Genomic DNA, 12,256 nt, shown 5'->3' on the forward strand with positions numbered 1-12,256 from the left:
CCGGACGGGTCGCCGGCGGTGCCCGCGAGGCGGCCGGCGGCCGGGTCCGCACCGCCGAGCATCGGCCAGACCGGGCGGCCGGCGACCGAGCCGACCGCGCGCAATCCGGACGCATGCACGGCCGCATATCCTTCCGGCAATCCGGAACGATCGACGCCGGCGAGCCGGTACGACACGTCGCCGGTAGCCGCATCACGGGTTCGCACGACATACATGTCGACGCCGGCCGGCTTGAACAGCTCGCCGCCGGGCGTCGTGATGCGCAGCGCGCGTGCCGGATCGTGGCCGAGCGCCGACAACAGCACGGCATCGGCCGGCGCGGCGGCCTCGACGGCGGCCAGGTTCGCCACCGCGTGGGCCGCGACGCGTTCCTGCGCCGTCAGGTCGCCCTGCGCGAAGGCGATTGCGTCCGGTAGCGCATCGGCCGGCACGTACGCGTGATGGCGCGGCCCGGTATGCGCCGCATCGAGCGCCGGGCCGAGATCGTCGTGCGCGACCACCCGCGTGCCCTCCGGCAGCGCGCGCTGTCCATCGGGCATCGTGTGGCCCTGCGCATGCGTTGCCGCGGCCGTGGCGTCGGGCACCGTGCCGCTGAAGCGGAACCAGCCTTCCTCGGGATCGAGCGCGCCGAAATCGGTGCCGCTGCCGAGCACGATGCTGCCGTCGCGCGTGACGAATTCGACGCGCAGGTTCGTCAGGCCGGCTTCGTCGAACGCCTGCATCACGCCGTCGATCACGCGGGTCGGCTGGGGGTCGTCGAGGAAATAGCTGGGCCAGCGCTGGCTCACGGTGCCGCCGGCACGCGTGACGCGCGCGGCGTCGCCGATCACGCCCGGCCGATCGGTCAGCGCGCTGCGGAACGAATGGTCGAGCGTGACCGATTCGAACGTGTCGTCCGGAATCGCGGTGAAGTCGTAGCCGGGATCGGCAAAGGTCGGATCGGCCACGCGCGGCACGGTCGGCCGCACCGGTGCCTCGCGCATCGGCCGGGCCGCCGTGTACGCGGTGGCCGGCGAAGGTTCGGCGCCCGACTCCACGCCCGACCCGACGGGAAGCGCCGCGCGTCCGGCGCGCGCCGGATCGCCGCGGAAGCTCTGCATCGGCAGGCGATCCTTGTCGACCTGGCCGGTCAGTCGCGTCCCGCGCACGGCGGTCGAACCGTCGTGCTCGACGAGCAGGATGTCCGGCGGCGCCCAGACCGAAATCGGCCGCCCCGTGATCTCGGACAGGCGCTGCGCGAGCGCGGCGGCGAACGTCGTGCTCGCGGCCCGCACCTGACCGGGCGCAACGCGCAACGGATCGTGCTTGTTCGAACCGCCGAAGCACGAATACAGCGTCACGTCCTGTCCCGGTTCGAGATGCGGCGCGACGCGCTCGGCCACCTCGTCCGGCGTCAGCGGCCGGCCTTCGGGGCCCAGCATCGCATCGGCCGACATCCCGTGTCCGAACACCACGTGATGACCGGGCGGCGACATCAGCGCGCGCGCGCCGATCGCATGCAGCGGATCGCTCGGCGGCATCAGCAGCGTGTCGGCCGGGCGCAGGAATTCGGGGTGCTGCGTCGCGTCGACGCCGGTCACGTCGTCGAATCCCGTCTGCAGGATCGACTGGCCGTGGATCGTCGTCGTGATAACGCCGCCGTCGACGATCCTGCGATCCGTATAGACGCGGCTGTTCTTCGGATAAATCTTCTGCGGGATGCCCGACAGGCCGTCGTCGGCCTCGTCCGCGACGGCCTGCTCGGTGCGCGCGGCCCATTCGTCCGCCGTGAAGATCTGCCCGGGCCCGACCTCGACGAGCGGGGTCGGCACATAAACGGGCGGCTCGCCCGCGTCCGGTTCGGGCGCGAGACGCGGATGCGCGGGCCCGCGCGGCGTCGATGCCGGCCGCCCGGCATCTCCCGGCGTGCCCGCGTTGCCGCGCCGCCCGCTGCCCGCTTCCGGATCGATCTGTGACTCGATCGGGCGCACCGGTTCGACCGGCGCGTCGCCGTGCGCGGTCGGCACGGGTTCGCCCCGACGCGCGAACACCATCGGCGGATCGCTCGCATCGGGCGCCTCGGGGATATGCAGATAGAGCCGCGTCGACACGTCGGGATCGTGCGCCGGCACGACGATGTCGTCGCTGTTCGGATGCAGGAACAGCGCCCCGGTACCGCGCACCGAGTTGGATGCGATCGACGCGATCACGGGCACCTGCAGCTCGTACGCAAGCTCCTGCGCGAACGGATAGCTGCCGGAGCCGAGATAGCAGCCCGTCAGCAGCACGCCGTTGCCCTCCGTATAGGCGGGATCCTCGAGCAGCTTGCGGGCGAATTCCCTCGGCGACATCGTGCTGCCGCCTTGCGTGACGGCGGCCGAGCTCTCCCAGCTCACGTCGCGCGGCTTCGTGCCGTGCGATTCGGCGATGTCGAAGCCCGACACCTTCAGGAATTGCCGCGCGGTCGCGTGGCCGAGCAGATTCACGACGCTCGAACCCGGCACGGGCCGCAGTTCCAGCGGATTGACGCGAACCGGCTGTGCGCGGCCAGGCGAGAACTTCCCGTTCACGTCGGGTTCGATCTGGAAGCGCGCGAGCCGGCGGCCCGGATCGGGAATCGCTCGGCGCCACCCGGCCGCGTCGTCGTCGCCGAGCCGGCCGAATACCGGCGCCTGGATCAGGTCCGCGAATTCCTGCAGCAACTCGGGATCGGCGCCGCTGTGCGGCCCCTCCAGTGCGACCGGCACGCCCGGCGTGTAGCCCTTCCACGCCAGATCCTCCAGCGCGTACGTCATCTCGAGCGCGCTCGCCGAACGGCCGCTGCGCGGATTGACGATCGCCCCGCGATTCGTCAGCACGCGCCACACGTACACGCCGAGCGGCACGCGTGACTGCCCCGACGCGTCGCGGCCGCCCCAGCGGTTCGAAACCGGGCGCGGCGCCACGGTGCTCCAGTCGACCGCATGCGCGCCCTGATCGATGACCGCCAAGGCCGGCGAGAATCGGTAGGTACGCGGCGCATACTGCACCGAGTGGTCGGGCTTCCCCGCGTAACTGGGCGCGCCGGGTTCCAGCTCGATGCCGGCCGTGTAACCGGAGTCGGGGCCGTCGCTGCGATAGCGCGGCGAACGCCATACGACGAAGCCGCTCGAGCCGTACACGTCCACCCCCAGCACGTTCGCCAGCAGTTGAGCGAACGACGTCACGCGCGTGCCCGCGCCGCATGCATAAAGGATCACCGGCGATTTACCGTCCCAGCCGCTCTGGCGCACCATCTCGGCCACGTCGTCGGCGCTCATCGGCTTGCCGGTCGCGCTCGCGAACGCATCGGACCACGCGTGCGCGTACACCGCGAAGTAGCCGGGCGGCACCGGCATCAACGGTCGCTCGCCCGCTGGCAGCCGGTTCTCGGGTTGCGACGGGTGGTTCGAATAGATCGCGAGGTCGGCTTCGCGGCGCGGATACGCGCCCCACTGCGTTTCGTGCATGCCGACCAGCGCGTTGACCACGTCGATGCGCTTGCCGTCCTCGAAGCGGATCAGCGGCTTGGCCGGATCGAATCCGCGCGGATACACCACGCGCAGCGTGCGATCGTACGTATCGTTCATCGACAGGGTCAGCGCCTTGCCGGCATCGTCGAGCCCGACATGGCCGACCATCGCTTCGGGCGGCACCGTGCCGTCCGCGGCGAGCCTCGTGGTGTCGACCAGCGCGACCTGGTAGCGGCCCGCCACCGCCCCGCCGAGCGCGACCATCATCGCGTCGTGGTACGACGCATACCGCGTCACGCCGATCGTGCCGTCCGCGTCGGATGCCGCGGCCGCGCGTGCCGCCGCATCGTCGCCCGCGGCCGCGCGCCGTTCGTCCGCGTTCGCCGCGCGGATGTCGTCCGGCAGGTTGCCGCGGTCGGTCGCGGGCAATCCGTCCTCCTCCGGGTTGCGCACGTTGCCTTCGGTATCCTCCAGCGCGTACACGTAGTATTCGATGTCTTCGAGACGGTTGCCGCCGGCGAGAACCGATCCGACCACGCTGCGCAGCACGTCCGGATCGGCCGCCGCGCGCGCGGGAATTTCCCACGACGCGGCACGTCCCGTCGTTGCAGGCGTGCCGGCCTCGGTCGGCGGCGCTTCGTCGGCGGCCAGCGCGTGCGCGATCGCCGGCGTGGGTTCGCCGTCGATTGCTTCGGCGTCGGGCGCCAATCTCAACGGGATCGCGCCGCCGTCTTCCGGCATGCCCAGTGTGCGGTGCGCCCGCAGCCACGCGGAGAATCTCGCCCGCAGCCCCGTGCCGGCCGGCGACACCGGTTCGCCGTCGTCGGCCGATTCGCCGAAACTGTTCGCCTGTTCCTCCGCGTGTTGCCACGGGTTGCCGATCTCGCCCACCGCGAGACGCTGGTTCGCCAGCCCGTTGGCGAGCATCGAGTTCACGACGTCGACCGCGACCGGCCGCGGCATTGCCGGCGGCGCGGGCGTCTTCGTGATCGCGCGGATCGGCCGCTCCATCAGCGTGTGCGAACCGAGGCCCATCTGCGCGACGCCGATCCCGAGGTTCAGCAACTGCTGCGCGCGATCGGAATCGGACATCGCATCCCAGTTCTTCACCAGCGACACGCCCTGGTCGGCCATCTGGTAACCGCCGATCACGCCGCCGGTGACGTTGAACACCCCGGCCGTGCGGCCGGTCATCTGCGCGAGCGTCTGGAACGCGTCGGCCCCCTGCGTCAGACTGCCGACCCCGGCCGCCTCGGCCGTGACGCCCTCGCCGCGCGATGCCAGCGTGAGCATGTCCGAGACCTGCCCGGTCGTGCGCAACAGCGACGACGCTTCGGCGAACGACTTCGCCGCGACGCCGAGCCCGCCGCCCGCGAAGCCGGCGCCGCTGCCGATCAGGCTGATCCAGTCGCCGCGCGCCTGCGCATTGCCGAAGCCGGTCGACTGGCCGTGATCGCTCAGGTTCTTCAGGTCGGCGATGGCGGTCGGCACGCCGACCGCCATCCCCGCACCGACGGCCGCCATCGCATAACCGATCAGCGGGCCGCCGCCGATCGCCCCGATCCCGCTCGCGACCAGCACGACACCGCCGGCCGCCGCGAGTATGCCGGTGCCGATCTCGAGAATGTGTTCGGCGTGCTGGTACCACTCCGTCTTGTGCGCGTCGATCGGTTCGTATTGCCCGAGATCGACGGGCGACCCATCGAGCTTCAGGTTCTTCGGCACGTACAACTGGCCGTCGTCGGACAGCGCATTGTTGTGCTGGTAGTCGTCGACGGTGTCGTACTTCCAGCCGCGATCGTCGATCAGCTTGTACTGGTCCGGATGCCCGTCGACCTGCACCTTGAACAGCGCACTCGGCGCGGTGCCCGTGCTCTTCGACACGTAGTAGATCGGCACCAGCGACACGACCGCGTGATCGCCGCCGACTTTCCGGATCTGGTCGACGACGGTCTGGATCATCTGTGTTGCGGCGGAATTCTTTGCGTACAGCGACTGGCTGTTCACCGCCGTGCCGTTCAGCAACTGCCCGTTGCCGACGATCATCTGCTCGAGCAGCGCCATCGACGGCACGTCGTTCGCGTCGGTCGGCACCGCGCCCGGGTCGTCGGGCTGTATCCCGAGCCCCGCGCCGACGAAGTTCGTGAGCTGGTCGGAACCGACCGTGAACGTCCGGGACTGGCCGTCGAAGTTCTTCTGGAAGTCGTTGAAGTACGCCTTCAGCTGCTTGTCCGGATCGGACTTGAACAGGTTGTAGCTGGCCGTCGCGGCCTGCTTGTTCTGGTTGCTCTGCGCGTGCTCGGTGCCTTGCTGGTAACGCAGCTGGAAGTCGTTCGCGAAGCCCGAGCGGAACCGGTCGTCGTTCTGCATCTTCGACAGCAGCGCCTTCGACAGCGAAGGATCGACGCCGGACGAAAGCGCCTGGCGCACGCCGTCGAACCCGTATCCCGTGTCGCTGCCGCGCAGCGTGTAGATCATCGTCTTCGCGTTGCCGTTGGCGTCGAGCAGCCAGCTCGCGACGTCGTCCTCGCGATGCACGGGCTCGCCGTTCGCGGTCGGCTGCTGGTCGGCCAGCCCGACCGCCTTGCTGAGCCCCTTGTAGAACTCGGTGCCGTCCCCGTAAGGCTGCGGCGTGCCCGTGTTCGACTGCGTCCACTTGTTGCCGAAATCCTTCTTGACGGTGTCGAGCACGACGCCCGCGAATTCGGGCGGCGCATTGGCGAGGATGTCCTGCATCCATTTGCCTGCCTTGTCGGCGTTCATCCTGCCGTCGTAACGCGCCTGCATGCTCGCCTGGTCCGTCGCCCTCGAATCGGGCTTCTGCATCAGCGGATCGATCTGCGAATGGATGAAGTTCGCGTCGAAATGCGGCTGGCCGGCCTGCGTCCACAGCGTCTGACGCTCGTCCAGCGAGAACGATGCGTCCATGTTGGTCTTCAGCACCTGGAGCGCGGCGCCGGGGTTGCTGCCCGGGTTCTGCATCAGCTGCGAGACCTGCTGCTTCGTGTACTGCAGCCGCACGTCGGGCGCCGCCGCGAGCAGCAGCTGGATCTTCTGGTACCCGGGCCCGGGCGACTTCGGGTCGACCTTCCCCATTGCATACTGGAACACGCCCTGCTGGTCGATCTGATCCTTCAGCGTCTTGGCCGCGGCCGGGTCCGTCACGTTGGCCGGATTCACTTCGACGCCCGTCAGCTTGACGAACGCCTCCGCGAGCGGGTTCTGCTTGGCCAGCGCCTGTTCCTGCGTCGACAGCTTCGGGTCGTTCGGGTCGACGGTCTGGCCCGTGTCCTGCAGCAGCGCAAAGGTGACCGGATCGGACTGCGCGAGCTGCTTCATCTGCGGCGTCAGCGACGGATCGTCGGGATTGATCGTCGCGATCGTGCGCTTGAGCTGGCTTTGCTCGCCGAATACGTCGACGAGGCCGGTGTACCACATGCCGTCGTGGTTCTGCTTCACGGACGCGACGGTCTGTTTCTGCTCGTCGGGCGTCACGTAGGTCAGCGCGGTGTCGTCGCCGCCCGTCACCACCTTGTCGTACTGGCTCTGTGCCTGCGACATCTCCCGCGTGATGTCGGCCTCGTCGGCACGGCGCAATCCGCCCGGTTCCTTCTGCCACGCCGCGTAGTCAGCCTTCGCGTCGTTCAGGCGCAGCGTCGCGGCCGACACGCTGTATTCGTGGCGCAGTGCGGTCGTCAGCGCCGTGTAGGCGGTGTCGCTGTTCGCGTCGGCCGTGCTGGCCGCCTGACGCAACTGCGCACCGGTATCGGGGTCGTCGCGGCGGACGCCGCCCGGCAACGCGTTGTACCGCTGCAAGTCGGCATTCGCGGCCTGATCCTGCTGCGCGACCTGCGCAAGCTGGAATGCCTTCTCGTTGGTCGCCCGCTGGGGTGCCGATTCCGCCGAGACCGCCTTCTGCGCATCGTCGAGCACCTCGCCGAGCACGGGATCGTTCGGCGTCGCGTTGCGCAGGTCCGCCGCGACGCCCGCGATCGCCTTGTTCGTGTCGCCGCCGCCGTCCGCGGCGACGCGCATCTGGTTCTCGACGGCTGCCTGCACGGCGCCCCACGCGCTCTCGGCCTTCTTGACCTGGTTGTCGAGGTCGGCTTGCGACGCGCCCTGGTCGTTCAGGCGCTTGAGCGTCGCCATCTCCGCCTGCGCCAGCTGGAGCAGGCGCTGCGTCTCGGCCTGCGCCGCGGCAAGGGCCTTCTGTTCGGGTGTCTGGGCCGGAGGGGCGCCGGCGGCGCCGTTGGTGTTCGTCCCGTTGTTGTTCGTCGGGTTGTTGTCGCTCTGCGGCTGCGGCACGTCGACCGGTCCGCCCCCGCCCCCTCCCACTGCCATCAACACCATGTCCGTTCTCCCGCGGCATGCGTGACGTACCGGGCAAGCGGCAGGCCGCCACGCGCAATGGTCCATTGTGCCGAACCGACAACGCGCAAAAAGTCGCGAATTACGTAGTCGCCGGCCCGGTTACGCCGGCATCGGGAAACGTGCGCTACGAATGTGGTGGGGGCAACGGCCGTTGCTTGCCGATACCGGTTCGGCGCAGCACGAACGGTAAATTTTTCCGTTGCCTCCGTCCGTGTCGTCCATCCAATACTCATTGGCCTGGCGAAAGCCGCGGCAGCGGCCGCACTGAAACCGAAACGCGTCGCCGACGCCGCGACGCACGCCCTCCTGCGCCACACGCGCCCCGCTCCCGACTGGATCCCCTGCGCCGACGCGCCGCGATTCTGCTCGATTCCGCAGAGGACCTTTCCTGTGCAACGCCTTAATCGACCGTCGCACGATCTCCAATAATGGCCGCTCGATCCGCCGGCCAGCATGGCGGCGCGACCCGCCGGCGACCGCGCCGGGCCAACGATAAAAACTCCTATGCATTCCTACCAGATGGAGCTGCGCTGGCAGGACGCCTACCATCAATTCAGCGCCGCGGAGAACGAGCAGCAGCTCTTCCAGCGGATCGCCGCGTATTCGAAGCGCCTGGGCTTCGAATACTGCTGTTACGGAATCCGGGTGCCGCTGCCCGTGTCGAAATCGGCCGTCGCGATCTTCGACACCTATCCGGACGGCTGGATGGCGCACTATCAGGCGCAGGACTACATCAAGATCGATTCGACGGTCCGCGACGGTGCGCTCACCACCAACATGATCGTCTGGCCGGACGTCGACGAGGTCGCGCCATGCCCGTTGTGGGAAGATGCGCGCGAGGCCGGGTTGTCGGTCGGCATCGCGCAGTCGAGCTGGGCCGCGCGCGGCGCGTTCGGCCTGCTGAGCATCGCGCGCCATGCGGATCGCCTCACGCCTGCCGAAATCGACATGCTCACGCTGCAGACCCACTGGCTCGCGAACCTGTCACATTCGCTGATGAGCGGCTTCATGGTGCCGAAGCTCGCGCCAGCGGCAAGCGTCGTGCTGACGGCGCGGGAACGCGAAGTGCTGTGCTGGACCGCCGAAGGCAAGACGGCATGCGAGATCGGTCAGATCCTCGGCATCGCGGAGCGGACGGTGACTTTTCACGTCAACAACGTCCTCGTGAAGCTTGGCGCGACCAACAAGGTGCAGGCGGTCGTCAAGGCGGTCTCGGCGGGGCTCATCGATATGTTCTGAATGAACAAGCATGCCGGCGCGCGCGTCGCGGGGACCGTGATCGCCGCATGCCTGACCGGCTTCGCGCCGGCCATCGCGCACGCACAGAGCAGCGTGACGCTGTACGGCCTGATCGACACGTCGATCACCTACTCGACCAACCAGCGCACGCAGGGCGCCGGCTCGCCCGGCAGCGGCAGCGTCGCGATGACGAGCGGCGCACTGAACGCGTCGCGCTGGGGGCTGCGCGGCCGCGAGGATCTCGGTGGCGGCATGGCCGCGGTCTTCACGCTCGAAAACGGCTTCTCGGGCACCACCGGCAAGCTGTCGCAGAAGGGCGTCGACATGTTTGGCCGCCAGGCATGGCTCGGCGTGAGCTCGAAGACGGCCGGCACGCTGACGTTCGGCCGCCAGTACGACCTGATCCTCGACTTCGTGACGCCGCTCGGTGCGTCCGGCCCCGGCTGGGGCGGCAACCTCGCGGTCCATCCGTACGACAACGACGATTCGAACCGCAACCTTCGCATCAACAACGCGGTGAAATACACGAGCCCGACGTATCGCGGGCTGACGTTCGGCGCGATGTTCGGTTTCTCGAACACGGCCGGCCAGTTCGCCAACAACGCGGCATGGAGCGCGGGGCTGTCGTATGCGAACGGGCCGCTGAAGCTCGGCGCCGGCTACCTGAAGATCAGCCGCGACCGCAATGCGCCGAACCCGGACGGTGCGCTGAGCACGGTCGACGGGTCGGCGACGATCACGGGCGGCAACCAGCAGATCTGGGCCGCGGCCGGCCGTTATGCGTTCGGGCCGCATTCGGTCGGCGCCGCGTGGTCGCACTCGACCACCGACGGCGTGACGGGCGTGCTCCAGGGCAGCAATATCGCGCCGCTGAAAGGCGAATCGCTCGTGTTCGACAACTTCACGGTCGACGGGCGCTTCTTCGTCACGCGCGCGTTGAGCCTCGCCGCCGCGTACACGTACACGATGGGCCGCTTCGACACGCGCACGGGCCAGACGCGCCCGAAGTGGAACCAGGTCGTCGCGCAGGCCGACTATGCGCTGTCCAAGCGCACGGACGCGTATCTCGAAGGCGTGTACCAGAGCGTGAGCGGCGGCAACGGCAATCCCGCATTCAACGCGACCGTCTGGACGCTGACGCCTTCGGCGAACAGCAACCAGGTCGTCGTCGCACTGGGGCTGCGGCACAAGTTCTGACGACGCGGCGCTTCGCCGCTTCACTGCCCGTCGATCGCGTACGGCACGCGTTTCGAGCCCCGCTCGATCGTGGTGACCTGTGCAGAAAGGGCCGCGCCCGTGCGCGGCCCTTTCGCTGCGGCATTGCGTACCGCGCGGCGCCGGCGGGAGCAAGAATGCGTCCCCGACTGTCGCGTCCGCGCAAAAAATGCGGAGAAACTGGTCGCGTTGCGACATTTTTCCTACTCTGTTTGCAGCGACGCCGTGATTCGGTGTTCCGGTCGCAACACTCTTTCACATGGCGCACCACCGGCTTACGGACATGCATCGCGTCGACGGAGCCGAACCTTTCGCGCCGTTGCAGCCGGATACCTACGTGCCGATGACACGCACCACGCTTTCAACGCAGTCAACCGCTGGAGACGAACGATGAGCAAAACGAACCGATTTGCGATCCTGGCCGCCGTCGCGCTGCTGGCCGGTTGCCACCACGCGGCGAAAACACCCGAGAATGCCGGCATGGCGCCGACACCATCGAGCGAAGCCGTCGCAACGGTGACGGCCGACGATCTCGACAATCCGAACAGCCCGCTCGCGAAGCGCAGCATCTATTTCGATTTCGACGCGTACTCCGTGAAGCCCGAATTCCAATCGCTGCTGCAGGCGCACGCCGACTACCTGCGCGGCCATCCGGCCCGGCGCGTGCTGATCCAGGGCAACACCGACGAACGCGGGACGTCCGAATACAACCTCGCGCTCGGCCAACGCCGTTCGCAAGCCGTGTTGAGCGCGCTGGAAACGCTCGGCGTGCCGGGCACGCAACTCGAGGCCGTCAGCCTCGGCAAGGAAAAGCCGGTCGCGCTCGGCCACGACGAGGATTCGTGGGCGCAGAACCGCCGCGCCGATCTCGTCTATCGTTGACCGGACGCCGCCGCGACGGCGGCATCCGCGTAAAGGAACGCGAGGCAGGCCGCCGGCCGCGAGCGCGGCCGAGCGGTGCCGTTCGGCTCGCCGGGTTCATGCGCGTCACCGTTCACGCGCCCGATACGCGGCGCGGCGCGCTCAACGCCGGCGTTCGAGCCGCCGATGCAGCCAGTGCGACATCACGGCCGACGTGACGATCGCATCGAGCGTCGCGATCGCGTTGATGTCGCCGACCTTGTCCGCCTTGATCAGCCAGGTCTGGAGCAGCACATAACCGACCATCGTGCCGGCGCCCACGATCACGCCCAGCAACACGAACCAGCGCCGCCGGATGCGCGTGCCGAGCGCCCCCATGATGCCGCCGGTCACCATCGCGGGCAGGAAATAGCCGAACAGGAACGATGCAAAGAAGATCAGCGGCACCATGCTCGCGCTGGTTTTCAGGACGTCCCATGACGGGCCGTCGATCAACGACCACGCGATCAGCATCACGCCCGGCCAGACGAGCGCCGCGACCAGCGGGCCGCCGACGGCAAATGACAGGCAGCCGAACACTGCACGGCCGGACGCACGCAACGGTTTGCGCGAAGGGCTCTCGAGGGTTGCACTCATGGTTTTTGTATTTTGTAGTCGGAATCGGAATGGCGGCGTGCCGGAGTGTACCAAGGCACCGCGCAGCGGATCCGATCCGGCACCATCGCGCACGACGATACGCAAAAAGCATGGAATAAACGGCCCGCCCGAGACGTTTCGTCATCGCGTAGACGCGCGGTTCACGCGAACCGGCCTGTCCTGCGGCCTGCGCGCTGCAAGGAGATTGCAATGAAATCGACAACGTTGGCCGCGGCGTTGATCGCGGCGCTGATGCTTGTGCTGTCGGCGGGATGTACGCAGCCGGGCAGCGGCACTTCGCAAGGACCGGGCATGAGCCGGTACGGCGGCGGCGGCTCGGGAGGCGGCGGAGGCGGTGGCGGAGGTGGCGGCGGCTACTGAAGAACCGCCTCGAAAAGTCGGGCGACGCATCGCGCGCGAGCACCGGAAACCGGCCGCATCGCGCGCGACGCCCCGCCCTGCGG

At 68.6% G+C, this 12,256-nt stretch carries 6 protein-coding genes; 4 read left to right on the plus strand and 2 right to left on the minus strand.

The window, feature by feature from the left end; genetic code table 11:
* Positions 1-7,820: DUF4781 domain-containing protein (locus ACNQQL_RS10610; RefSeq protein WP_347064084.1), on the minus strand; the 7,820-nt coding region annotated here is incomplete at its 3' end.
* 540 nt (positions 7,821-8,360) lie between these two features.
* Between ACNQQL_RS10610 and ACNQQL_RS10615 the strand changes: the two genes are divergently transcribed.
* The 3 genes from ACNQQL_RS10615 to pal all read left to right on the plus strand — a co-directional run bounded on the left by ACNQQL_RS10615 (position 8,361) and on the right by pal (position 11,177).
* Positions 8,361-9,080, plus strand: a complete 720-nt coding sequence (locus ACNQQL_RS10615) for an autoinducer binding domain-containing protein (RefSeq protein ID WP_243567400.1) — start codon at positions 8,361-8,363, stop codon at positions 9,078-9,080.
* A complete protein-coding gene (locus ACNQQL_RS10620; protein WP_110281301.1) occupies positions 9,081-10,277 on the plus strand; it encodes a porin in 1,197 nt (398 codons plus the stop codon).
* 408 nt (positions 10,278-10,685) lie between these two features.
* Positions 10,686-11,177, plus strand: a complete 492-nt coding sequence (gene pal, locus ACNQQL_RS10625; RefSeq protein WP_072438571.1) for a peptidoglycan-associated lipoprotein Pal — start codon at positions 10,686-10,688, stop codon at positions 11,175-11,177.
* A gap of 141 nt (positions 11,178-11,318) precedes the next feature.
* Here the strand turns inward: pal and ACNQQL_RS10630 are convergent, their stop codons facing one another.
* Positions 11,319-11,792: a hypothetical protein gene (locus ACNQQL_RS10630; RefSeq protein WP_204422995.1), complete on the minus strand. Its 474-nt coding sequence runs from the start codon at positions 11,790-11,792 to the stop codon at positions 11,319-11,321.
* 210 nt (positions 11,793-12,002) lie between these two features.
* On the opposite strand from ACNQQL_RS10630, the gene ACNQQL_RS10635 reads away from it, so the two are divergent.
* Positions 12,003-12,173, plus strand: coding sequence for a hypothetical protein (locus tag ACNQQL_RS10635; protein WP_177318371.1), 171 nt, complete (start codon positions 12,003-12,005; stop codon positions 12,171-12,173).
* Positions 12,174-12,256 lie beyond the last annotated feature (83 nt).

This window comes from Burkholderia sp. LFS061 (genome assembly GCF_047978125.1).
GTDB classification, from domain to species: Bacteria; Pseudomonadota; Gammaproteobacteria; order Burkholderiales; family Burkholderiaceae; genus Burkholderia; species Burkholderia pyrrocinia_C.

Coding starts and splice junctions, on each gene's coding strand:
- ACNQQL_RS10615 (WP_243567400.1), top strand. CDS start 8,361: ATGGAGCTGCGCTGGCAGGACGCCTACCATCAATTCAGCGCCGCGGAG.
- ACNQQL_RS10620 (WP_110281301.1), top strand. CDS start 9,081: ATGAACAAGCATGCCGGCGCGCGCGTCGCGGGGACCGTGATCGCCGCA.
- pal (WP_072438571.1), top strand. CDS start 10,686: ATGAGCAAAACGAACCGATTTGCGATCCTGGCCGCCGTCGCGCTGCTG.
- ACNQQL_RS10630 (WP_204422995.1), bottom strand. CDS start 11,792: ATGAGTGCAACCCTCGAGAGCCCTTCGCGCAAACCGTTGCGTGCGTCC.
- ACNQQL_RS10635 (WP_177318371.1), top strand. CDS start 12,003: ATGAAATCGACAACGTTGGCCGCGGCGTTGATCGCGGCGCTGATGCTT.